The organism is Streptomyces sp. NPDC127106 (genome assembly GCF_042677605.1).
GTDB lineage: Bacteria > Actinomycetota > Actinomycetes > Streptomycetales > Streptomycetaceae > Streptomyces.
The window spans coordinates 15,183-37,254 of record NZ_JBHXTC010000012.1; the positions used below are offsets into that span (position 1 = coordinate 15,183).

Annotated in this window: 22 protein-coding genes; 10 read left to right on the forward strand and 12 right to left on the reverse strand. The window is 73.3% G+C overall.

All coding sequences use genetic code 11. The features are described from left to right. Positions 1–115: 115 nt before the first annotated feature. The 7 genes from ACFVGY_RS13620 to ACFVGY_RS13650 form a co-directional block, all read right to left on the reverse strand. Positions 116–1,312: a cytochrome P450 gene (locus ACFVGY_RS13620; RefSeq protein WP_385675706.1), complete on the reverse strand. Its 1,197-nt coding sequence runs from the start codon at positions 1,310–1,312 to the stop codon at positions 116–118. Between the two features lie 98 nt (positions 1,313–1,410). Further along, positions 1,411–2,070 (reverse strand): response regulator, encoded by a 660-nt coding sequence (locus tag ACFVGY_RS13625; RefSeq protein ID WP_385675708.1) that lies wholly within the window; start codon positions 2,068–2,070, stop codon positions 1,411–1,413. Beyond that, positions 2,067–3,407, reverse strand: coding sequence for a sensor histidine kinase (locus ACFVGY_RS13630; protein ID WP_385675711.1), 1,341 nt, complete (start codon positions 3,405–3,407; stop codon positions 2,067–2,069). Before ACFVGY_RS13630 ends, ACFVGY_RS13625 begins: the two co-directional genes overlap by 4 nt. Before the next feature lie 87 nt (positions 3,408–3,494). Then, a complete protein-coding gene (locus tag ACFVGY_RS13635) occupies positions 3,495–4,175 on the reverse strand; it encodes a response regulator (RefSeq protein WP_385675714.1) in 681 nt (226 codons plus the stop codon). Positions 4,176–4,182: 7 nt separating this feature from the next. Continuing rightward, positions 4,183–5,478: a sensor histidine kinase gene (locus ACFVGY_RS13640; RefSeq protein WP_385675717.1), complete on the reverse strand. Its 1,296-nt coding sequence runs from the start codon at positions 5,476–5,478 to the stop codon at positions 4,183–4,185. 10 nt (positions 5,479–5,488) lie between these two features. Then, positions 5,489–6,709, reverse strand: coding sequence for an acyltransferase (locus ACFVGY_RS13645; RefSeq protein WP_385675719.1), 1,221 nt, complete (start codon positions 6,707–6,709; stop codon positions 5,489–5,491). Then, positions 6,702–7,691 (reverse strand): alpha/beta hydrolase, encoded by a 990-nt coding sequence (locus ACFVGY_RS13650; protein ID WP_385675722.1) that lies wholly within the window; start codon positions 7,689–7,691, stop codon positions 6,702–6,704. Before ACFVGY_RS13650 ends, ACFVGY_RS13645 begins: the two co-directional genes overlap by 8 nt. A 330-nt stretch (positions 7,692–8,021) precedes the next feature. On the opposite strand from ACFVGY_RS13650, the gene ACFVGY_RS13655 reads away from it, so the two are divergent. Then, positions 8,022–8,507, forward strand: a complete 486-nt coding sequence (locus tag ACFVGY_RS13655) for an HIT family protein (protein WP_385675963.1) — start codon at positions 8,022–8,024, stop codon at positions 8,505–8,507. 48 nt (positions 8,508–8,555) lie between these two features. On the opposite strand, the gene ACFVGY_RS13660 is transcribed toward ACFVGY_RS13655, so the two are convergent. The 4 genes from ACFVGY_RS13660 to ACFVGY_RS13675 form a co-directional block, all read right to left on the reverse strand. Then, positions 8,556–9,194 carry a LysE family translocator gene (locus ACFVGY_RS13660; protein WP_385675723.1) on the reverse strand — a complete coding sequence of 213 codons (639 nt, stop codon included), beginning with the start codon at positions 9,192–9,194 and terminating at the stop codon, positions 8,556–8,558. Positions 9,195–9,199: 5 nt separating this feature from the next. After that, positions 9,200–9,595 carry a nuclear transport factor 2 family protein gene (locus tag ACFVGY_RS13665; protein ID WP_385675726.1) on the reverse strand — a complete coding sequence of 132 codons (396 nt, stop codon included), beginning with the start codon at positions 9,593–9,595 and terminating at the stop codon, positions 9,200–9,202. Between the two features lie 321 nt (positions 9,596–9,916). Further along, the gene (locus ACFVGY_RS13670) at positions 9,917–10,429 is read right to left on the reverse strand and encodes a MarR family winged helix-turn-helix transcriptional regulator (RefSeq protein WP_385675729.1); all 513 of its coding nucleotides are present in this window, start codon (positions 10,427–10,429) and stop codon (positions 9,917–9,919) included. Beyond that, positions 10,422–11,048 carry a DJ-1/PfpI family protein gene (locus tag ACFVGY_RS13675; protein WP_385675732.1) on the reverse strand — a complete coding sequence of 209 codons (627 nt, stop codon included), beginning with the start codon at positions 11,046–11,048 and terminating at the stop codon, positions 10,422–10,424. Before ACFVGY_RS13675 ends, ACFVGY_RS13670 begins: the two co-directional genes overlap by 8 nt. Positions 11,049–11,213: 165 nt before the next feature. Between ACFVGY_RS13675 and ACFVGY_RS13680 the strand changes: the two genes are divergently transcribed. From ACFVGY_RS13680 to ACFVGY_RS13695, 4 genes are all read left to right on the forward strand, one after another. Then, complete coding sequence (locus ACFVGY_RS13680) at positions 11,214–12,578, forward strand: aspartate aminotransferase family protein (RefSeq protein WP_385675734.1); 1,365 nt, start codon at positions 11,214–11,216, stop codon at positions 12,576–12,578. Positions 12,579–12,716: 138 nt separating this feature from the next. Further along, the gene (locus tag ACFVGY_RS13685; protein ID WP_360632374.1) at positions 12,717–13,397 is read left to right on the forward strand and encodes a GntR family transcriptional regulator; all 681 of its coding nucleotides are present in this window, start codon (positions 12,717–12,719) and stop codon (positions 13,395–13,397) included. 11 nt (positions 13,398–13,408) lie between these two features. After that, positions 13,409–16,027: a glycosyltransferase gene (locus tag ACFVGY_RS13690; RefSeq protein ID WP_385675737.1), complete on the forward strand. Its 2,619-nt coding sequence runs from the start codon at positions 13,409–13,411 to the stop codon at positions 16,025–16,027. Between the two features lie 113 nt (positions 16,028–16,140). Then, positions 16,141–16,791, forward strand: a complete 651-nt coding sequence (locus tag ACFVGY_RS13695) for a hypothetical protein (protein ID WP_385675740.1) — start codon at positions 16,141–16,143, stop codon at positions 16,789–16,791. A 32-nt stretch (positions 16,792–16,823) separates the two neighbouring features. On the opposite strand, the gene ACFVGY_RS13700 is transcribed toward ACFVGY_RS13695, so the two are convergent. Then, entirely contained in the window at positions 16,824–17,597 is a 774-nt protein-coding gene (locus ACFVGY_RS13700; protein ID WP_385675742.1) for an SLATT domain-containing protein, read from the reverse strand. Positions 17,598–17,852: 255 nt separating this feature from the next. On the opposite strand from ACFVGY_RS13700, the gene ACFVGY_RS13705 reads away from it, so the two are divergent. From ACFVGY_RS13705 to ACFVGY_RS13725, 5 genes are all read left to right on the forward strand, one after another. Then, positions 17,853–18,197, forward strand: coding sequence for a YbaB/EbfC family nucleoid-associated protein (locus ACFVGY_RS13705; protein ID WP_360632362.1), 345 nt, complete (start codon positions 17,853–17,855; stop codon positions 18,195–18,197). Between the two features lie 100 nt (positions 18,198–18,297). Then, on the forward strand, positions 18,298–18,897 hold the full coding sequence (recR, locus tag ACFVGY_RS13710; RefSeq protein ID WP_385675745.1) for a recombination mediator RecR: 600 nt from the start codon (positions 18,298–18,300) through the stop codon (positions 18,895–18,897). After that, entirely contained in the window at positions 18,890–19,564 is a 675-nt protein-coding gene (locus ACFVGY_RS13715) for a DUF5063 domain-containing protein (protein ID WP_385675748.1), read from the forward strand. The genes recR and ACFVGY_RS13715 overlap by 8 nt, the downstream gene beginning before the upstream one ends. A 136-nt stretch (positions 19,565–19,700) precedes the next feature. Then, positions 19,701–20,981, forward strand: a complete 1,281-nt coding sequence (locus tag ACFVGY_RS13720) for an aspartate kinase (RefSeq protein ID WP_385675751.1) — start codon at positions 19,701–19,703, stop codon at positions 20,979–20,981. Continuing rightward, positions 20,978–22,051 (forward strand): aspartate-semialdehyde dehydrogenase, encoded by a 1,074-nt coding sequence (locus tag ACFVGY_RS13725; protein ID WP_385675754.1) that lies wholly within the window; start codon positions 20,978–20,980, stop codon positions 22,049–22,051. The genes ACFVGY_RS13720 and ACFVGY_RS13725 overlap by 4 nt, the downstream gene beginning before the upstream one ends. Positions 22,052–22,072 lie beyond the last annotated feature (21 nt).

Consider the following 22,072-nt stretch of genomic DNA (forward strand, 5'->3'; position numbering starts at 1 on the left):
CCCGGCCCACACCCCCCCCACCCCCCGCGCCCCCCCCCCCCCAGCCCCCTCACCGCCCCCCCGCCCCCCCCACCCACGGGGGGGCCCGGCGCCGCGCAGCGTGCGCGTACGTCCGTCAGAACTCGACGAGGAGCTCGCGCAGGCCGCGGATGACGTAGCCCGGCTGCCACTCGGGTTCGCGGACGAGCTTCAGCGGCGGTACACCGTCGGCCAGGAAAGCACCGAAGGACGCCACCAGCTCGCGGCGGGCGAGGGGGGCGCCCAGGCAGTAGTGGATGCCCGCGCCGAAGCTCAGGTGGGGATTGTCGGCGCGGGACAGGTCCAGCGCGTCCGGGTCCGCGAAACGGGAGGCGTCCCGGTTCGCGGAGCCGAACAGCAGGGCGACCTCCGCCCCGCGGGGGATGACCGTGTCCCCGACCCGGATGTCGTCGAGGACCCACCGTTCGAACATCTGGAGGGGGGTGTCGTAGCGCATCAGTTCATCCACAGCTGTGGACAACTTCTCGGGACGGAGCCCGGCCAGCTGGTCAGGGTTCCGGAACAGGGCCCACCAGCCATTGACGGTGGTGTTGACGGTCGCCTCGTGCCCGGCGTTCAGCAGGAGCACGCAGGTGGAGATCATCTCCTGCTCGCTGAGCCGCCCCTCCTCGTCGTGAGCGGCGATCAGCCCGGAGATCAGGTCCTCGCCGGGCCGCCCCCGCCGCTCGGCGATCAGCTCCCGCAGATAGGCGCTGAACTCCACGCTCGCCCGGACCGCCCGCCGCGCCGTCTCCTCGTCCGGCCGCAGCTCGAACATCCCGCAGATGTCCGCCGACCAAGGCCGTAGCAGCCCCCGGTCCGTCTCCGGCACCCCCAGCAGCTCCGCGATCACCGCCACCGGCAGGGGCTCGGCCACGACGGTGAGCAGGTCCCCGCCGCCGTCCGCGAGCAGCCCGCCCACCAGCTCCCCCGCGAGCCGCTCCACGGCCGGTGCGAGGCGCTCCACCGTCCGCGGGGTGAACGCCTTCGACACCAGGCGCCGCACCCGGCCGTGCGCCGGATCCTCCAGGTCCAACAGCCCGTTGCCGTTGAGCACATGGAACGGCTCGTGCTCCGGCGGCGGGGCCTGGCGCCCGAACTCCTCGTGCGAGAACCGGTGCAGATAGGTCCGCCCCAGCCGCCGGTCGCGCAGCAGCGCGCTCACATCGGCGTAGTGCGGCACCAGCCACTGCCCGGTGGCCTCCCACCAGATCGCCCGGCCCTGCGCACGCAGCTCCCGGTAGGCGGGGTACGGATCGGCGACGAACTCGGCATCCCACGGATCAAAGCCCATTTCCGAAGCGTAGCCAGCCCGCCCGCGAGCCGCCCGCCGCAGCGGCGCACCGCCCGTCCGCCCGGAGCAGCGCTCCGCGCGGCGCGGGGCGGCTCGCGCTACGCCGGGGTCACGAGGCGCGTCTCGTACGCGAACACGGCCGCCTGGGTCCGGTCCCGCAGGCCCAGCTTCACCAGGATCCGGCTCACATGCGTCTTGATGGTGGACTCGGCGACGACCAGCCGGTCCGCGATCTCCGCATTGGACAGGCCCTGCGCGATCAGGACCAGCACCTCCGTCTCCCGCTCCGTCAGGGCCTCGACCGCCGCCGTTCCGGCGAGCCGCGGCGCCGCCGACAGCTTCGAGAACTCCAGGATCAGCCGCTTGGTGACCGTCGGCGCCAGCAGCGCCTCCCCCGACGCGACCACCCGCACACCCTCGGCGAGTTGCCGGGCCGAGGCGTCCTTGAGGAGGAACCCGGAGGCCCCGGCCCGCAGGGCCTGGTACACGTACTCGTCGAGGTCGAAGGTCGTCAGGACCAGCACCTTCGCGTCCGTGTCCGCGGCCACGATCTCCCGGGTCGCCTCCAGCCCGTTCATCACCGGCATCCGGATGTCCATCAGCACGACGTCCGGCCGCAGCGCCGCGACCCGGTCGATGGCCTCGCGGCCGTCGACGGCCTCCCCGACGACCTCGATCCCTTCCATCGCGTTCAGTAGGACGGAGAAACCCTCCCGGACCATCATCTGGTCGTCGACGATGAGCACCCTGATCGTCATGCCGGGGCCTGCGCCGTGTCCCTGGCCGGCTCCTGCCGTCCCCGCACCGGTATGAACACCGCCACCTCGTACCCTCCCGCCTCCGTCGAACCGGCCGTCATCTCCCCCTCCAGCATGGCCACCCGCTCCCGCATCCCCGCAATCCCGTGCCCGGCGCCCGGCGAGGGCCGCACGTCCCCGGTCGGCTTCCCGTTGACCACCCGTATGCCGAGCCCGCCCAGCACATAGCTGACCTCGACCTCGGCCGCCGCCCCCGGGGCGTGGCGCAGCGTGTTGCTCAGCGCCTCCTGGATGATCCGGTACGCCGACAGCTCGACGCCCTGCGGCAGTTCCCGCACCGCGCCCGTCACCGTCTTCTCCACGTTCAGCCCGGCCTCGCGCACATTGGCCAGCAGCCCTTCCAGCGAGGCCAGCGTCGGCTGCGGCGCGTCGGGCGCCTCGTACTCCGCGGAGCGGACCACGCCCAGCACCCGGCGCAGCTCCGTCAGCGCCGCCACCGCGTTCTCCCGGATCGTCGCGAACGCGGCCTCCAGCTCCGGCGGCGCGTCCTTCACCCGGTAGGGCGCGGCCTCCGCCTGGATCGCCACCACCGACATGTGGTGCGCCACCACGTCGTGCAGCTCGCGCGCGATCGTCGTGCGCTCCTCCAGCAGCGTGCGCCGGTCCCGCTCGACAGCCGTGACCTCCTGCTGCGCGCTGACCTCCTGAGCTGCCTCCCTGCGGACGTTGCGGACCGTCACCACCAGCAGGGACACCGCCAGCAGGAAGGCCATCGGGACCACGCTCTCGGGCTCACCCAGCCCGGTGACGACGGGGATCACCAACCCGGCCAGCAGAGTGACCAGCCACATCCAGCCGGCTGCCCGGGGCCGGGTCCGCATCGCCACCACGGTCACCACGAACAGGTACATCACGAAGGCGCCGGGCGACCGGGGCCAGATGTCCGTCCCCGCGTCGGCCAGCGAGAGCACCATGGTGCCCAACAGTGCTGCCCAGAACGCGCCCACGGGACGGGCCAGAGTCATCAGGACCGGCGCGGCCGCCATCAGCCCCACCACGAGGTGGGCGGGCCCCCATCCGTAGTCGCTGCTGGTCGAGGCGAGCAGCAGCACGAACAGGGCGACCCCGACCACCACGGCATGCGGCAGGTACGCCGACCGCCTGCGTATCCGCTGCGGGAGCCGGCGCATCAGCGGACCGTCCGTGCGCTTCGGCGGCAGCGGCCGGAACGCGAACGCATCCGTGATCAGGTCCTCGCGCAGGCCGTGCAACAAGTCGGAAGCCAGCCGGAACTCGGGGGCCCGGGGCGGCGCCCCGGATGTGGTCGTCTCGGTCATGCCCCCACGGTAGGTCGCCCTCCTCGTCGCCCGCGTCGCCGCCGAAGGGGATCTGTTGGCCTCCCCCTCAAGTACTACCCGGTGCCCTCAGTAACCCGTCGGACGGATCAGACCCGTCTCGTACGCGAAAACCGCCGCCTGGGTGCGGTCGCGCAGTCCCAGCTTCACCAGGATCCGGCCCACATGCGTCTTCACCGTCTGCTCGGCGACCACCAGCCGCGCCGCGATCTCCGCATTGGACAGGCCCTGCGCGATCAGCGCCAGCACCTCGGTCTCCCGTTCCGTCAGCTCCGCGATCCGCGCCTTCGACGGCGCCCGCGGCGCCCCCAGCCGGGAGAACTCGGTGATCAGCCGCTTGGTGATGTTCGGGGACAGCAGCGCCTCCCCGGCCGCCACCACGCGCACCGCCTCCGCGAGCTGGTCGGCCGAGGCGTCCTTCAGCAGGAAGCCGGAGGCCCCGGCGCGCAGCGCCTCGTACACGTACTCGTCGAGGTCGAAGGTGGTCAGCACCAGCACCTTCACGGCGGAGCCGGCGGCGGTGGTGATGGCGGACGTCGCCTCGATGCCGCCCATGCCGGGCATCCGGATGTCCATCAGGACCACGTCCGGCCCGAGTTCGGCGGTCTTCGCCACCGCGTCGGCGCCGTCCACGGCCTGCCCGACGACCTCTATGTCCGGCTGGGCGTTCAGCAGGACGGTGAAACCCTGCCGGACCATCATCTGGTCGTCGGCGATCATCACCCGGATCGGGTCGGCCGGCGTCGTCATCGTCTGTTCAGCCCTTCTTCGTCGCGGGATCCGTGGGCAGCACGGCGCTCACCTCGTACCCTCCGCCGGGCCGTGGACCGGCGGCCAGCTCGCCCCCCAGCATGCCCGCCCGCTCCCGCATGCCCAGCAGCCCGTGCCCCGCCCCCTGCGAGGGCGGTGCCGGGCGGCTCGGGGAGGTGTTGGCGATGCACAGGTGCAGCTCGCGGGGCCCGTACGCGATGCCCACCTCGACCCGTGAACCGGGTGCGTGGCGCAGACAGTTGCTCAGCGCCTCCTGCACGATCCGGTACGCGGTGAGCTCGACGCCCGGGGCCAGCGGCCGTCGTATCCCCGCGATCTCGGTGGTGACGGTCAGGCCTGCGCTGCGCACGTTGTCGACGAGGCCGTCCAGTTCGGCGAGCGTGGGCTGCGGGTGGTGCGGGTTCGCCGGGTCGTCGGGATGCTCGGAGCGCAGCACGCCCAGCACCCGGCGCAACTCCGTCAGCGCCTCCAGCGCGTTCTCCCGGATGCCCGCGAGGTTCTCCTTGAGCTCCTCGGAAGGGTTCTCGACCAGGTGCGGGGCGACCTGTGCCTGAATGGAGATCACCGACATGTGGTGGGCGACCACGTCGTGCAGTTCGCGGGCGATGCGGCTGCGCTCCTCCAGCAGGGTGCGCTGGGCGCGCTCCTCCTCGGTGAGCGTCTCCTGTTCGACGAGCTTGGTGCGGGCGAGCCGGGTGGCGCGCAGGGCGTAACCGAGCACGCCGACGAAGCCGAAGAGCAGCGTGACGTCGAGGACGGTGCTCCGGCCGTGCTCCGGCATGAACAGGAACTCGGCGAGGCCCGTGAGGCCGACGGACAGGCCGATGACCGTGACCGTCACCCGCGGTGGCACGCGCAGCGTCACCAGCAGCAGGACCACGGCGAACGCGAAGATCCCCCCGATGGGCCAGGGCCAGCTGTGCTCGGCCCCGACCCGGTCGTGGACCTGGGCGGCGACCAGCGCCCCCGCCAGCAGGCCGAGCCACCAGCCGGCGAGCGGCCGGAACATCGCGAGCAGGATCGACCCGCCCGTCGCCAGGGCCCCCACCAGCGGGTGGCCGCCAGTGACGCCGTAGAAGTCGCCCATCTGCTGGGCGGTGAGGAAGGTGCAGAAGATCGCGACGTAGCCGATCACGAAGTGCGGCAGCCAGGCGAGCCAGCGGGGCCGGGACATCCTTGGCAGCGGGTCCCACGCGACGGTGAAAAGATCCAGGGCGAGTGTCCGCACCAGGGATCCGGGGCGCGGGGCGGTCGTGGCCGTGGGATCGCTCGGATTGCTCACGGCGTCCAGCCTAGGCATGGGTGATCACCCCTTCGGCCGCCGGTCGCCCCGCGGCGGGGACGGCGGAGCCCGTGACCGTTCGGGAAGGGGCGCCGGTGCTCCGCCGGGGCCGCCTGGCCTGCTCGTACGCGCGGAACGCGGTCCAGCACACGGCCAGCGCGGCGGCGAAGACCGGCAGCCACAGCAGCCGGGCGCCCATCCACAGCGGCGAGGTGGGCACGGTGTGCAGCCCGGGCAGGTCGGCGGGGGCCAGCAGGCCGAGCGCGGTGACGGCCATCATCGCGGTCTGGTGCCACAGGAAGATCGTCATGGCGGACAGGTTCGCCAGCGCCACCGCCGCCCATACCCGGGGCCGCCGCATGGCCCGGGCCACCGGCTCCCGCAGCAGCAGGGCCAGCCCGCACTGGGCGAGACCGAAGGCGGCCGCGGCCAGGGTCGGCGGGTTCAGGTTCGACACCTCCGCCCCCGGAACACCGACCATGGACGCCGGGTACCCGCCCCACAGGACGAGCGCGGCGGTACCGGCCGCGCCGCCGCCCAGCAGCAGCGCGGCCGGGGTGCGCCGGGCGAACGCGCCCCGGGACCAGGCGGCGCCGAGGGTGTAGGGGACGAGCCAGCCGGCGGCCACGTTGACCCAGCCGACCCACTCGGGCCCGCCGAGCCCGAACCGCCACACGTCCACGCCCGCCACCACGGCAAGCGGCCCCAGCGGAGGGAGCCGGGCCACGAGCGGGGTGGCGGCCGTGAGCACGGCGAAGACGAGGAGGAACCACAGCGGGGAGAGGACGAGCCGGAGCAGCGCGTGGACGGTCTTCGGCTCCGCCCCGCCGAGCAGCATCCCGGCCGCGGCGACGGCCCACACGGCCAGCACCGCGGCGACCGGCCGGAACAGCCGGGACAGGCGCTGCCCGACCCACGCGCCGTACGACACCCCGCGCTCGCGCGCCGCCGCATGGCCGCGGGCCGCGACGTGCCCGCCGACCAGGAAGAACACGGCCAGCGTCTGGAACACCCAGGACATCGGCGCCAGCCAGGGCAGGTGGGACAGCGGGCTGGTGGTGCTCAGACCGCCGTCGGCGGTGGTGGTCAGGGCCGTGACCAGCCAGTGCCCCAGCACCACGCCGAGGATGGCGCAGGCGCGCAGCGCGTCCACGGTCCGGTCCCGGTCGACGGGCGTGGCCGCCTCCACGCGGTCGGCGAGGACGGACCAGCGGGCGCGGAGCTCACGCACGGGGGGCCTCCGGGGTGCCGAGGACGATGCGGGCCAGGCTGTCGAGGGACTCCGTACCGGGCTTGAGGTAGTCGCTGTGGCCGCCCGGCCCGGCGGCGAACGCCCGGGCGCCGAAGGCAGGAACGACGGGATCGGTGCCGAAGCCGACCGCGCCGACGCGGACGTGCGGGACCCGCCCGATCCAGTCGTCGCCGCCGCGGCCGGCCCAGACCCGGGCACCGGTGGGCAGTTCGGCGGCGGAGGCCGCGCCCGTGCCCGGGCTGCCGTACAGGACCAGGTCGCCGACCTTGGGCCCGGTGGCGGTACGGGCGCACACCACCGTGCCGTACGAGTGGCACAGGAGGGAGACCCGGGCCTCGGGAACGGAGAGCTGCTCCAAGCGGCGCAGGAACGGCGCCAGTTCGGCCGCGGCCTCCTGCGCCCGGTCGGCGGTGAGCACGGTCGCGCTGATGGTGCCGGGCGTGTCGTACCCGAGCCAGGCCACCACTGCGGAGCGGGCGTGCTCGGCCTTCAGGCGCTGCTGCAGGCTGACCGCCCCGGCCCTGAAGCGCTGGTAGGTGTCCAGGCTGGTGTCGGAGCCGGGCACGAGGACGGTGATCCGGTCGGCGGTCTCCAGATCGCCGAACACCTCGACGGCGCGCCCTCTGCCCCGGCCGTCGAAGGCGAGGAACTGCGCGGCCCCCTCCGCCTCCATGGCATGGAGCCGGTCGGCGCGGCCGGTGCGGGCGGCGTCCCGGGCCATGCGGGCCGCCTCGGCGACGTTGCCGAGGTTCGCGGCGTACACCTCCCGGGGCGCGGCCCCTTCGGCCGGTGAGGCCGGTATCGGCGCCGGCACGTCCGGGGAGGCGGCGGCGGACACGGGGACGGCCACGGCCGCGGCGATGAGGCCCGCCAGCAGGGTGCGGCGCAGACGGCCGCGCAGGCGGCCGGCAGTGCGGCGTCCTTCAGGGCCTTCTCCGGGGCGTCCTTCGAGGAGGGTCATGGCGGTCCCCTGCTCCTTCGCTGGCCGGCGCGCGGCCGCCCATCGGCCCCTCCGAGCGGCCTGCGGTCGGCCGGCTCTTCTGCGCTTCCTGGTCTCGAAGTTAGAAATCGAAGGGCCTGGCCGGCATCCCGCTGGGGAGCCGCCTTCGCGCATAGCTCTCAGGTATGACAGGGGCAACCTGAGAGCCAGGCAAGGAGGTTCGGGAAGGAGGGGCGGATCATCCCCGGGGATGCATCCCGAGGGTGGGGGTGCACGTCCTGCCACAGGTCGCGGACGTGCCGCCGATGATCAGGCGGCGGCCCGGAAGCAGCCGCTACGGTGGCGGACGTGATCGACGACGACTGGCGCCACGACCGCATCGGCAGCGCGCACCGCGGTGAGAACCCGACCGTGCTGCGCCGCCTCGACCAGGGCTTCGCCGTGATCGGGGACCGGCAGTTCCTTCCCGGATACTCGGTGCTGCTCACCGACGATCCGTCGGTGACCCGGCTCTCCGACCTGCCCCGGGCGCGCAGGACCGCGTACCTCCGCGACATGGAGCGGCTCGCCGAGGCCGTCGAACGGGCCTGCCGGCGGCTCGACCCGGCGTTCCGCCGGGTGAACATCGAGATCCTGGGCAACAAGGACCCCTACCTCCACGCCCATGTCTGGCCCCGCTACGACTGGGAGCCGGCCGACCTGGTCCAGCTGCCCGTCTGGCGGTACGAGGAGCAGTACTGGAGGGGCAGCGAGTACGAGCTCGGCCCCCGGCACGACGGGCTGCGCACGGCCATCGGCGACGAACTCGACCGGCTGGGCGGCGGCACGGCGGGCTGACCGCGCGCGGGCCGGGCGCAACCTGCCCCCGGTGGGCCGGGCCGGGGGCTACGGCGTGGTCGCGACCCGGATGCCGAAGCCGATCAGGACCACCCCGGTCACCCGGTCCAGGGCCCGGCGCACGCGCGGCCTGCCGAAGAACCGCCGGGCGCGCGAGAGGACGTACACGTACGTGCCCAGCCAGGTCACCGTCAGCAGGACGTGGACCAGCACCAGCAGGGCCATGCCCGCCGCCGGGCGCAGGCCGGACGGGGCGAGGGCGGGCAGCAGGCCGGTGTAGAACACGGCGATCTTGGGGTTGAGGGCGTTGCTGACGAGGCCGGTGCGCCAGGCGCCCGCGGCGGCGGACCGGCTGCCGGTGCCTTCGGGTGCGTCGGGGGCTTCGGAGGCGGGGTCCGCCGCCGCGCCCGGCCGGCGCAGGGACTGGACGCCCAGGAAGCAGAGGTAGGCGGCGCCCGCGAGCTTCACCACGAGGTACACCTCGGCCGAGGCGGCGAGCAGCGCGGCCAGGCCGGCCACGGTGAGCACGCCCCACAGGAGCAGGCCAGCGGTGATCCCGGCCACGGTGCGCAGGCCGTCGGCGCGGCCGCGGGCGACGGCGCGCCTGGTCACGATGGCCATGTCGGGGCCGGGGACGAGGGTCAGGAGTGCCAGGACGCCGGTCGCGGTGAGGAGTTGCGTGAGCACGCGGGTCAGTCTGCCACCAGTGGTTCGACGTAGTCCGCACGCCAGCGGGGGGCCGGGTCCTGGCCCGGGCTGGTCCAGTACTCGCGGGCGCCGACGATCTCGCCGTCGCGGACGGTCCAGAGGGAGACGGCCCGGTAGACGACGTGGTCCTGAGGTATCTCCACCTCGGTGACGACGTCGTCGCCGTCGGCGAAGATGCGGAGGATTTTGACGTGCCTCGTCTCGGAATAGGCGTCATCGCTGTTGACGGCGATGAAGTTGGCCCGGCCGACGATGCGTTCGCCACTGACCGGCCATTCAATGGCGGCGTCCTCCGCGAGGAGGAGGGACGCGCCCTGCCAGTCGTCTGCGGCGATGCACTCCCACAGGCGTGCCACTACCTTCAACGGGTCGAGGTCCATGGGCGGCAGTGTGCGCGGGGTCGGGGGCGGGCAACAAGCTTTGCCCGCAGGCTTATTGACTTCGACACGAAACGGGGGTGCGGGTGTGTGCGGCCCGGCCGGGGGTGGGTCGTGGGCCGCTGCGCGGGGCGTTCTCCCCGCCCCGCCCTTCCCCCGGGGCTCCATCCCGGACTCCGCGCCCCAAACGCCGGCGAGGCCGGGAAGGCCCCCGCGCCCTGCGCGCCGATGGGGCTGGGGAGGCCCCGTGGGGCCCATGGACCCTGTGGGGCCTACGGATCCCATGGACCCCATGGACCCCATGAACCCCATGGACCCCGTGGGCTACGCGTCAGCGGGGTTGGGGTGGTCGAGGGCGGGGAGGGCGTCCAGGGCTGCGGTGAGGCGGTCCAGGGCCGCGACCGTTTCCCGGAACGCGGCGTCGCCGAGACGGTCCGCCAGGGCCGCGGCCAGGGCGGCGTGGCCCGGGTTGATGCGGGCGATGGCGGCGCGGCCGGCCTCCGTCGGGCGGAGCAGTTTCGCGCGCCGGTGCGCCGGGTTCGGTACGTACTCCGCCAGGCCCTGGGCGGCCAGCAGGTCCGCGACGCGCTGGACGCTCTGCCGGGTGATGCCCATGGCGCGGGCGATGCCCGCCACCGGCAGCGGCTCCCGCAGGACCGCGCCCAGCACCTGCCACCGCGCCGCCGTCAGCCCGGCCGGCCGGGCCAACACCTCCGACAGCGCGAGGAAGCGCCCGTTCAGGCCGAAGACGCCCAGGGCGGTGCGGCTGAGCAGGTCCTGCCGGGCGCGCGGCGAGAGCGGTTCCGGCAGCTCGGGTGCCTGCGCCGGCTCAGGCATCGCCGCGCTCCGCCGCCGCCATGAGGACCGGGAAGGCGCTCTCGTCCGAGTCGTGGAACAGCCGGTACCACGCGTCCAGGACGTCCGGCTTGTACGCGCCGAGCAGGGCGAAGACCTCCCGGGCGAAGGCCACGGGCTCCGTCGGCCCGGCCGTGACCAGGATGCCGTCGGTCACCGCGTCGGCCTCCACGTACCGCTCGGCGCCCGCGTAGCCCGGCTGCTGCGCCAGATAGGCGGCGGCCGCGCTGGTGTGGGCCCGGTCGTCCAGCAGGCCCGCGCGGGCCAGGCCCGCCGTGGCGCCGCAGATCGCCGCGACCGGTACCCCGGCCGCCAGGAACTCCCGGGCCTTCGCCGCGAACGGCGCCAGCTCGTCGCCGGTGTCCCACAGGGAGGCGCCCGTCAGGATCAGCAGGGACGAGTCCTCGGGGGAGAGGTCCGCGAGGGCCATGTCGGGCTGGATGCGGACGCCGCCCATGGTGGTGACCGGCTGCTCCGCCGCGGGGCCGACCGTACGGACCCGGTGGCCGCGCTGGGTCAGGTGGGCGGTGGTGTGGCCGGTCTCCCAGTCCGCGTAGGTGTCGTAGACCGCCAGGTGGATCCGCTTCGGCGTCGTCGTCATGGGAGGTGCCTCCTTGCCGGAAGGGCGTGCCGTATGGCAGTAGGCTGTCAGGTAGACAGTGTGCTGTCAATGAGGGGAGTGCGCGACAGACTGCCGAGGGGTGGGGCCAGGGTCCATACAGTCCGCCGATGTCCCCTCCGACCTGCGCACTTCTAGCGTGGCAACATGACCCCTCACCTCCCCCTCGACGCGGACGGAGTCGCCGTCAAGGCCGCCGACCGCAAGCACGTCTTCCACTCCTGGTCCGCGCAGGAGCTCATCGACCCGCTCGCCGTCGCCGGGGCAGAGGGCTCGTACTTCTGGGACTACGACGGCCGGCGCTACCTCGACTTCTCCTCCCAGCTGGTGAACACCAACATCGGCCACCAGCACCCCAAGGTCGTCGCGGCCATCCAGGAGCAGGCCGGCCGCCTGTGCACCCTCGCCCCCGGCTTCGCCGTCGACGTCCGCTCCGAGGCGGCCCGCCTCATCGCCGAGCGCACCCCCGGCGACCTGGACAAGGTGTTCTTCACCAACGGCGGTGCCGAGGCCGTCGAGAACGCCGTGCGGATGGCCCGCCTGCACACCGGCCGCCACAAGGTGCTGTCGACCTACCGCTCGTACCACGGCGCCACCGCCGCCGCGATCAACCTCACCGGCGACCCGCGCCGCTGGCCCTCCGACACCGCCGCCGCCGGGGTCGTGCACTTCTGGGGACCGTTCCTCTACCGCTCCGCGTTCCACGCCGCCACCGAGGCCGAGGAGTGCGAGCGCGCCCTGCGCCACCTGGAGGACACCATCGCCTTCGAGGGGCCGGCCTCCATCGCCGCGATCATCCTCGAGACGGTCCCCGGCACCGCCGGGATCATGGTCCCGCCCGCCGGCTACCTTGCCGGCGTGCGCGAGCTCTGCGACCGCCACGGCATCGTCTTCGTCCTCGACGAGGTCATGGCCGGCTTCGGGCGCACCGGCACGTGGTTCGCCGCCGAGCACTGGGGCGTCACCCCCGACCTGCTCACCTTCGCCAAGGGCGTGAACAGCGGCTACGTCCCCCTCGGCGGCGTCGCGATCTCGGGGGCCATCGCCGAGACCTTCGCCCGGCGCCCGTACCCGGGCGGGCTGACGTACTCCGGCCACCCCCTGGCCTGCGCGGCAGCCGTCGCGACCATCGCCACCATGGAGGAGGAGGGCGTCGTCGAGCACGCCGCCCACCTCGGGCGGAACGTGATCGGCCCGGCGCTCGCCGAGATCGCCGAGCGGCACCCGTCGGTCGGGGAGGTCCGGGGCCTGGGCGCGTTCTGGGCCGTGGAACTCGTACGGGACCGGGACACCCGCGAGCCCCTCGTCCCGTACAACGCCGCCGGCGCGGACAACGCGCCGATGGCCGAGTTCGCGGCGGCCTGCAAGGCCTCGGGCCTGTGGCCGTTCGTCAACATGAACCGGGTGCACGTCGTCCCGCCGTGCACCGTTACGGAGGCGGAGGCCAAGGAGGGCCTGGCGCTCCTCGACGAGGCGCTGACCGTCGCGGACCGGCACACCACGGCCGGCTGAGGGGGCCCGGAGCCGCGACGATCTTGAATGCGTGATCTGTATGTACGTATAGATCCGTATAACGTCCGTGAATCGAACGGTTTCGGCCGCGTCGCCTGGCCTAAGGTGTCCGAAGTTCACCGAAGGAGACGGACCCTTATGCCAGGCGGCGCCGCTGTCACCCGCAACACACTTCGCCAGCAGATCGCGGACGCGCTGCGCGACGAGGTGCTGGCGGGACGCCTGCCTCCGGGCACCGAGTTCACCGTCAAGCAGATCGCCGAGCAGTACGGGGTCTCCGCGACCCCGGTCCGCGAGGCACTCGTCGACCTGTCCGCGCAGGGGCTGCTGGAATCGGTGCAGCACCGGGGCTTCCGCGTGCGTGTCTACACCCTGGACGACTTCCGGGGGATGATCGAGGCCCGTACGCTCATAGTCGACGGGATCTTCCGGCGGCTCGTGGAGCGTGGCACAGCGCCCGGCTCGGGCGAAATGCTGGTGTCGGTGCGCCGTCGGGCCGAGGAGGCGTGCCGGGCCGCACAGAGCGGCTCGCTCGAAGTGCTGATCGGCTACGACCTGCGCTTCTGGAGGGAGCTGAGCGGGCTGGTCGGCAACACGTATATCTCGGAATTCCTGCACCGCATCCGCGTGCAGTGCTGGGCCTTCGCCGTGCCGCACCTGAAGGCGGCACCGGACCTGCACGCCGGGCTGTGGTCGGGCCACAACGAGCTGGTCGACGCGGTGGCGCTGGCGGACGCCCACGAGGTGCGCCGCCTCGTGCACGCCTACAACCAGCACAGCCTGGACTGGGCCGCGACACTGAAGCCGGTCGCCCTGTGACGGGCCCGGGCGTGCACCAGAACACCGGCACCGGCAGCAGCACCGGCACCAGAGCCGGCACGGACGCGGAGGCGCCGCGCAGCGCGGCCGGATCCGTCGGCCTGTCCGTCGTCATCCCCGCCCGCGCCGACGGGCACCGCATCGGCGCGACGGTCGCCGCCGTGCGCGAGCACCTCGACGCCCGGGACGGCACCGGACCCGGCGACTGGGAGCTCGTCGTCGTGGACGACGGCTCCGCGGACGGCACCGAGGCCGCCACCGAGGCCGCGGCCGCCGGCGACCCCCGGATCCGGTTGATCCGGCTGGACGGGCCCCGCGGCAAGGGCGCGGCGCTGCGCGCCGGAGTGGCGGCCACCGCCGGGCGGCGGGTGCTGCTGACCGACGCCGGGCTGGACACCCCGCTGGACGAGCTGGACCGGCTGGAACGGCTCCTCGACACCGCAGCCGGAGCCGGATTCGAAGCCCGAGCCGGAATCGAAGCCGGAGCCGGAGCCGGATCTGAAGCCGAAGCCGAAGCCGGATCCGACGCGGGATCCGGCGCCGCCACCGACCGTCCGGGCTTCCCCGCCGCCGTCCTCGGCCGGACCGGGAGCCGCCTCGTGCGGGCGCTCGGCATCCCGGGGATCCCCGGGTTCCGTGCCGACACCTGCGGCTTCGCCCTCTTCGACGGGGACCGGGCGCGGGGGGGGGGGGCCCGCCCCCCCCCCCCCCCCGCCCCCCGCGCCCCCCACGCCGAGGTCACCCGCCTGCTGCGCCGCTGTGCCGGAGCCGGGGCCGTCGTCGAGGTGCCGGTGCGCCGCCGCGCCGCCGCGGAGCGGGCCGACCGGCCGGCGCCGGCCCGCCGTAGCGCCGCCGACCTGCGCCGGGCGTTCGGGGACCTGCTCCGGCTGAACGCCGGCGGCCTCACCGTCGCCGCCGTCTTCCTGGCGCTCTCCTTCTACGTCTTCCACGGCCTGTGGGCCGACCTCGACGGGCGCTACCTCAAGGACGCGCTCCAGGACCAGAACCAGTGGGAGTGGTTCGTCGGCGTCGCCACCGACAACATCGCCCACCTGCGCAACCCGCTCTTCACCACCGCCCAGGGCATGCCCGACGGGGTGAACCTGATGGCCAACGCGACGATGCTCGGCCTGACCGTGCCGCTCATCCCGGTCACCCTGCTGTTCGGCGAGACCGTCACGTTCGCCCTGGTCCTGACCCTGGGCATGGCGGCCAGTGCCTGGACCTGGTACTGGCTGATCCGGCGCCGCTGCACGCCGAACCGCTGGGCGGCGGCCGTCGGAGGAGCGCTCGCCGCGTTCGCGCCGCCGATGGTCTCGCACGCCAACGGCCACCCGAACTTCGTCGTGCTCTTCATGCTCCCGCTGATCGTCGACCGGTCGCTGCGCCTCGCCGAGGGGCGGAACGTGGTCCGCGACGGGGTGCTGCTCGGGCTGTTCGCGGCGTACCAGATCTTCCTCGGCGAGGAGCCGCTGCTCATCGCCGCGCTCGGCATGCTGGTCTACTGCCTCGCCTGGCTGGCCGTCGACCGCCGCCGCGCCCTCGCCGCCGCGCCGTCGCTCCTGCGGGGCCTGGGCATCGCGCTGGCCGTCTGCCTGCCGCTGCTGGCCTTCCCGCTGGCCTGGCAGTTCCTCGGCCCGCAGAGCTACCACTCGGTCCTGCACGGGGACGACGCCGGCAACAGCCCGCTCGCCCTGATCGAGTACGCCGCCCGCTCCCTGTTCGGCGACGCCGAGACGGCGGGCCGCCTCTCGATGAACACCACCGAGCAGAACGCCTTCTACGGCTGGCCGCTGCTGGCCCTCGGCACGGTCGTGTGCGTGTGGATGTGGCGTCGCCCCGCCGTCCGCGCGCTGGCCGTCACCGGAGCCGTGGCGCTGCTGCTGTCCCTCGGGCCGCGGGTGCCCGTACCGCGCGCCGACCTCGCGTTCCCCGGCCCCTGGGCGCTGCTCGGCAAGCTGCCGCTGTTCGAGTCGGTGATCGAGGGCCGGGTGGCGATGGTGTGCGCGCCGATCCTGGGCGTCCTGCTCGCCCTCGCGCTCGACCGGATCGCGCAGGTGCGCACCCGTGAGCTGCGCACCGCCGGCCTGGTGGCGGTCGCGGCGGCGCTGATCCCGGTCCTGCCGCTGCCGCTGGCCGTACGGGACCGCGCGCCGGTGCCCGCGTTCATCACCTCCGGCGCGTGGAAGGGCTACGTCAACGAGGGCGGGGTGCTCGTTCCGGTACCGCTGCCCGACCCGGGCCAGGCCGACGCCCTGCACTGGCAGGTCGAGGCGGACTTCGGTTTCCGCCTCGCCGGGGGCTACTTCAACGGCCCGTGGGGGCCCGAGCGGACGGGGATCTACGGGGCCGCCCCGCGCCACCTGTCGAACCTGCTGCGCGACGTCCGCTACGGGGCCGCGCCCCCCGAGGTGACGCCGCAGTGGCGGGAGCAGGCCCGGCAGGACCTGGAGTACTGGCAGGCGGGCGCGGTGGTGCTGCCGTTCCAGGACCGGTCGGACGAGCTGAAGGCCCTGGTCAGCGATCTGCTGGGGCAGCAGCCGGAGCAGGTGCTGGACGTGTGGGTGTGGCGGGTCGGCGCGCGGCCGGACACCGTTCCGGACGCGGTCCCGGGCGGGTCGCAGCCGTAGCCGTAGGGGCATGCGCGGGGCCCGGCCCGGGCCGGGTTCTGCGCAGGCCTTCGCGGAGGGTGTCCGGCGCATTACGCTGGCGGGATCGGCGGCAACGACTGATCGGAGCCCGAGTGGCCTGTGACCTGTGGCTGGTCCCCCTTGTCGACGTGCTGTGCCACAGCCCCGACAACCCCTTCGCGGAAGAGATCGCCTCGTACGACAGGGCGCTGGGCGAGGCCGGGCTGCCGTCCGTACCGGTCTTCGCGTACATGCCGGGCCTCAGCGGGGACGTCGCCCCGGTCGCCGGCTTCGACTACGACGCCCTGCACTTCCTGCGGCGGGCGTACCTGCTCCAGGTCCGCGGACTGCCCGTGACCCCGGTGGACGGGCTGGGCGGGGACTACGAGCAGCTGCTGGAGATGTTCGAGGCCACGGCCCAGCAGTCGCACCTGGTGTGGCACTACGACCACGCGGGGGCGTACGTCCCGGTGGACTTCGCGGCGCCGCTGGCCAACGAGGAGCTGCTGGCCGCGGGCGGGCCGCTGGGCTCGGCGCAGGGCCTGCTGCGGGAGCTGGCGGTGGTGGCTCCGGCGATCGGGATCGATCCGGCGAACCCGCCGGTGGCTCCGGCCCCACCGGGCCGGCCGACCGCACTGGAGGAGCCGGCGGGTCCGGTTCCGTACGACGACAGCCCGTTCGCCCGGGAGCGGCACGTGTGGCTGGGTCTGCACGCGGCCGCGACCCGCAGCCTCGGCCAGGGCTCGATGATCATCTTCAGCTGACCGGCGGATGCCGGAGGGCGGGCCCCCGCCTCTCAGCGGGGCTGCTCCGGGGGCCGCTGCCGCGGCATGTTGGGCCGGGTCCCCGGCGGCAGCGGGAACCGTGCCGGCGGGACCCCGGCCTCGGGGCGGGGAGCGGGGCCGCCCAGCGACTGGAGCACCAGCGGCGCGGGCCCCGAACCGAACTCCAGCATCCACTCGGCGGTCTCGGAGCGCACGAGCTCGGTCACGTCCTCCGAGAACCGCCGCAGCACCGTCAGGCAGCGCTCGGCGGCCTCGCTCGCCGTGCCCTCCGTGGGGCCCAGGACCTCCCGTACGTTCTCCGAGGCCCAGTCGAACTGGAGGGTCTGCAGCCGGCGCTGCACCGCCTGGGCCGTCGCGACGTCCCGCATCCAGCCCGAGGTCAGGCCGAAGAACCTGTCGCAGGCCACGCAGGCCGCGGCCAGCAACAGCGAAAGACAGCCGTACGTGGTGGCGCCGGGCACGGCCCCGGTCAGCTCCAGCAGCGGCATCGCAGCGCCCACGACCGCCCCCGAGGCGGCGCCCACCCGCAGGATCCGCGCGCCCCTGCGCTTCCATGCGCGGTCGGACATGTACCACTCCGCCGTGCGCAGCGCATCCGCCTCGACCCGCCGGTAGAGCTCGTCCAGCCGCTCGGCGGGCTCACCCCAGTCCCCGAGGGGGAACGGTCCGCCGGTCAGATCGCCCGCCGCCATGGGCCCGCCGCCCTCCTCCCGGGATCCCGGGGAGTCCCGGGGTTCCAGGGGATCCCGGGGTGGCCCCTCGGGCTGCATCTCCGGCTGGCTCACCCGGCACTCCCTCTGCCTGCGCTGACGTGTGGTGGTGCGCGTGTGCGCAATGATGCGCATGCTCTTCCTACCTTCGAATGACCGCCGATGGACGGAGAATCCCCGGATTTCCGCTCACAAGAAGGTCACCGGCAGCGGCGCGCACGCCCGGCCACTCACTCGAAAGAGTTGGTCCTCACGGCGTAGGGCGCTGCGCGCGGTGAGCACGTAGGCTCAGATTGACCAAGCGTTCCGACGGTACGGAGAGAGTGACCTGTGTTTCCCGGAGGCGGACAGCCCAACATGCAGCAGCTGCTCCAGCAGGCCCAGAAGATGCAGCAGGACCTCGCGGCGGCCCAGGAGGAACTGGCGCGCACCGAGGTGGAGGGTCAGGCGGGCGGTGGCCTCGTCAAGGCCACCGTCACCGGCTCCGGTGAGCTGCGCGCACTCGTGATCGACCCCAAGGCCGTGGATCCGGAGGACACCGAGACCCTGGCCGACCTGGTCGTCGCGGCCGTCCAGGCGGCCAACGAGAACGCCCAGGCGCTCCAGCAGCAGAAGCTGGGTCCCCTCGCCCAGGGCCTGGGCGGCGGCAGCGGCATCCCCGGCCTGCCGTTCTAGGCCCCGGCCACCGCCCGCGGCCCCGTCCGGGGCCACCGCCCGCGGCCCCACCCACGGCCCCGGCCCCCCATCCAGAGCAGTACAGAAAGAAGGCAGTCCGTTGTACGAAGGCGTGGTCCAGGACCTGATCGACGAGCTGGGCAGGCTGCCCGGTGTCGGGCCCAAGAGCGCGCAGCGGATCGCCTTCCACATCCTGCAGGCGGAGCCGGCCGACGTCCGGCGCCTCGCGCACGCGCTGCTGGAGGTCAAGGAGAAGGTCCGGTTCTGCTCCGTGTGCGGGAACGTGGCGCAGGCGGAGCAGTGCGGCATCTGCCGCGACCCGCGCCGCGACACCGCCGTGATCTGTGTGGTGGAGGAGCCGAAGGACGTGGTCGCCATCGAGCGGACCCGCGAGTTCCGGGGCAAGTACCACGTCCTGGGCGGCGCGATCAGCCCGATCGAGGGCGTCGGCCCGGACGACCTGCGCATCCGCGAGCTGCTGGCGCGGCTCGCGGACGGCGAGGTGACCGAGCTGATCCTGGCCACCGACCCGAACCTGGAGGGCGAGGCCACGGCCACGTACCTCGCGCGCATGATCAAGCCCATGGGCCTGAAGGTCACCCGCCTGGCCAGCGGGCTCCCCGTCGGGGGAGACCTGGAGTACGCGGACGAGGTCACGCTCGGGCGGGCCTTTGAAGGAAGGCGACTTCTCGATGTCTGACGCAACGCTGCACGCCCTGGCCCAGGATCCGGACGACTTCGCCGTCCAGATCGCGGACCAGATCGAGTCGTTCATCGTCGCGGTCACCGAGGTGGCCAAGGGCGAGGACCCGGACAGCGCGGTGCCCTTCCTCCTGCTGGAGTTCTCCCAGCTGCTGCTGGCGGGCGGCCGGCTCGGCGCGTACCAGGACGTCCTGCCCGACGAGCGCTACGAGCCCGACCTCGGCCCGGAGCCGGACGTGGACGAGCTGCGCGAGCGGTTCGCGTACCTGCTCGAACCGATCGACGTGTACTCCGAGGTCTTCGACCCGTACGAGCCGCGCAAGGCGCCGGTCGCCCACCGGATCTCGGACGACGTCGCCGACGTCGTCGCCGACCTGCGGCACGGCCTGGCGCACTACCGGGCCGGCCGGACGGCCGAGGCCCTGTGGTGGTGGCAGTTCTCCTACTTCTCCAACTGGGGCTCGACGGCCTCGGCGACGCTGCGCGCCCTCCAGTCGCTGGTCGCGCACGTACGCCTGGACCAGCCGCTGGAGGCCCTGGACGGGCTGGACACGGACGAGGACCTGGCCGAGGACGACCTCGCCGAACAGGCCGGCCGGGTGATGGCCGAGGAGCTCGGAGCGATCGGCCGCCGGCCGGACCCGCGGCCGGTCGGAGAACGGTAGCGAGCGCCCCTCGCAGCGACCGTACTGATCATGAGGTGGGCCAAATGTCTCATGATGCGGTACGCGTCGGCCGGATTGCGGTCGCTCGTTAGACTGGCCCGCGACCGCAGTACTGGGAAATGAGCGAGGAGCGCACGTGGGCCTTGTCGTGCAGAAGTACGGAGGCTCCTCCGTAGCCGATGCCGAGGGCATCAAGCGCGTCGCCAAGCGGATCGTGGACGCCAAGAAGAACGGCCACCAGGTGGTGGTCGTGGTCTCCGCGATGGGCGACACGACGGACGAGCTGATCGATCTCGCCGAGCAGGTGTCGCCGATGCCTGCCGGGCGTGAGTTCGACATGCTGCTGACGGCGGGAGAGCGGATCTCCATGGCCCTACTGGCCATGGCGATCAAAAACCTGGGCCACGAGGCCCAGTCGTTCACCGGCAGCCAGGCAGGCGTCATCACCGACTCGGTCCACAACAAAGCGCGCATCATCGATGTCACGCCGGGCCGCATCCGTACCGCGCTGAACGAGGGCAACATCGCCATCGTCGCCGGCTTTCAGGGCGTGTCCGCCGACAGCAAGGACATCACCACCCTGGGCCGCGGTGGCTCGGACACCACCGCCGTCGCGCTGGCCGCGGCGCTGGACGCCGAGGTCTGCGAGATCTACACCGACGTCGACGGCGTCTTCACGGCCGACCCGCGCGTGGTGAAGAAGGCCCGGAAGATCGACTGGATCTCCTCCGAGGACATGCTGGAGCTCGCCGCCTCCGGCTCCAAGGTGCTGCTGCACCGCTGCGTGGAGTACGCGCGCCGTTACAACATCCCGATCCACGTCCGCTCGTCCTTCTCCGGACTGCCGGGTACCTGGGTCAGCAACGAGAAGCCCGAGTCGCAAGGGGACCAGCAGGTGGAGCACGCCATCATCTCCGGAGTCGCCCACGACGTCTCCGAAGCCAAGATCACCGTCGTCGGGGTCCCGGACAAGCCGGGCGAGGCCGCGGCCATCTTCCGCGCCATCGCGGACGCCGAGATCAACATCGACATGATCGTCCAGAACGTGTCCGCCGCGTCGACCGGCCTGACGGACATCTCGTTCACCCTCCCCAAGACCGAGGGCCACAAGGCCATCGACGCCCTGGAGAAGGCGAAGGCGCAGATCGGCTTCGACTCCCTGCGCTACGACGACCAGATCGGCAAGATCTCCCTGGTCGGCGCGGGCATGAAGACCCACCCGGGCGTCACCGCCTCCTTCTTCCAGGCGCTGTCCGACGCGGGCGTCAACATCGAGCTGATCTCCACCTCCGAGATCCGCATCTCGGTGGTGACCCGCCAGGACGACGTCAACGCTGCCGTCGTCGCCGTCCACACGGCCTTCGGCCTCGACTCCGACAGCGACGAGGCCGTCGTCTACGGAGGCACCGGACGATGACCACCGCCCGGTCCTCCGGCCCGGCGCTCGCCGTGGTCGGGGCGACCGGGGCGGTCGGAACCGTCCTGCTCCAGATCCTGTCCCGGCGGGCGGACGTCTGGGGCGACATACGCCTGATCGCCTCCGCGCGCTCGGCCGGCCGCATGCTGGCCGTCCGCGCGGAGGAGACCGAGGTGCTCGCCCTCACCGAGGACGCCTTCGACGGCCTCGGCCACGGCGACATCGTGATCTTCCTGACCCCGGCCGAGGTCTCGGCCCACTGGGCGCCCGTCGCCACCGCGCGCGGCGCCGCAGTCGTCGACCGGTCCGCCGCTTTCCGCGAGGACCCCGAGGTGCCGCTCGTGGTGCCCGAGGTCAACGGCGCGGCCGTACGGCACCGGCCGCGCGGGATCGTGGCCGGCCCGGACTGCGTCACCGCCGCGCTGACCGCCGCCCTCGGCGCCCTGCACGCCGAGTACGGGCTGGTCGACCTGACCGTGTCCTCGTACCAGGCCGCGAGCGCCGCCGGACGGGCCGGCTCCGAGGCGCTGCGCCGCCAGCTGTCGCTGGTCGCCGGGACCCCGCTCGGCGAGATGACCGGGGACGTGCGGCGCGCGGTGGGCGAGGACACCGGCCCCTTCGCGGGCCCGCTCGCGCTGAACGTCGTCCCGTGGTCCGGACAGCTCGGCGAGGACGGCTGGTCCACCCACGAACTGGCCGTACGGGCCCAGACCCGCCGGGTGCTCGGGCTGGACGCCCTCCCGGTGTCGGTGACCTGCGTCCAGGTGCCCGTGTTGACCGGGCACTCGCTGAGCGTCCGGGCCCGGTTCGGCGCCCCCGTCGACGCCGGGCGGGCCCGCGAGGTCCTCCAGGCCGCACCGGGCGTGGTCGTCGTGGACGAACCGGCGGCGGGGGAGTTCCCGACTCCCGTGGACGCGGCGGGAACGGACCCGGCGTGGGTGGGGCGGCTGCGCGCCTCCCTCGACGACCCGCGCTCGCTGGAGTTCTTCGTGTGCGCCGACAACCTCCAGGGCGGCGCCGCCCTGAACGCCGCGCGGATCGCGGAACTGATCGCTGATGAATTCGCGTAATGCACTTTGTAGGATCAGGTG

What these genes read in the sequence shown, in the direction of transcription:
- ACFVGY_RS13620 (WP_385675706.1), bottom strand. Translation starts at nt 1,312, where the DNA reads ATGGGCTTTGATCCGTGGGATGCCGAGTTCGTCGCCGATCCGTACCCC.
- ACFVGY_RS13625 (WP_385675708.1), bottom strand. Translation starts at nt 2,070, where the DNA reads ATGACGATCAGGGTGCTCATCGTCGACGACCAGATGATGGTCCGGGAG.
- ACFVGY_RS13630 (WP_385675711.1), bottom strand. Translation starts at nt 3,407, where the DNA reads ATGACCGAGACGACCACATCCGGGGCGCCGCCCCGGGCCCCCGAGTTC.
- ACFVGY_RS13635 (WP_385675714.1), bottom strand. Translation starts at nt 4,175, where the DNA reads ATGACGACGCCGGCCGACCCGATCCGGGTGATGATCGCCGACGACCAG.
- ACFVGY_RS13650 (WP_385675722.1), bottom strand. Translation starts at nt 7,691, where the DNA reads ATGACCCTCCTCGAAGGACGCCCCGGAGAAGGCCCTGAAGGACGCCGC.
- ACFVGY_RS13665 (WP_385675726.1), bottom strand. Translation starts at nt 9,595, where the DNA reads ATGGACCTCGACCCGTTGAAGGTAGTGGCACGCCTGTGGGAGTGCATC.
- ACFVGY_RS13670 (WP_385675729.1), bottom strand. Translation starts at nt 10,429, where the DNA reads ATGCCTGAGCCGGCGCAGGCACCCGAGCTGCCGGAACCGCTCTCGCCG.
- ACFVGY_RS13675 (WP_385675732.1), bottom strand. Translation starts at nt 11,048, where the DNA reads ATGACGACGACGCCGAAGCGGATCCACCTGGCGGTCTACGACACCTAC.
- ACFVGY_RS13680 (WP_385675734.1), top strand. Translation starts at nt 11,214, where the DNA reads ATGACCCCTCACCTCCCCCTCGACGCGGACGGAGTCGCCGTCAAGGCC.
- ACFVGY_RS13685 (WP_360632374.1), top strand. Translation starts at nt 12,717, where the DNA reads ATGCCAGGCGGCGCCGCTGTCACCCGCAACACACTTCGCCAGCAGATC.
- ACFVGY_RS13715 (WP_385675748.1), top strand. Translation starts at nt 18,890, where the DNA reads ATGTCTGACGCAACGCTGCACGCCCTGGCCCAGGATCCGGACGACTTC.
- ACFVGY_RS13725 (WP_385675754.1), top strand. Translation starts at nt 20,978, where the DNA reads ATGACCACCGCCCGGTCCTCCGGCCCGGCGCTCGCCGTGGTCGGGGCG.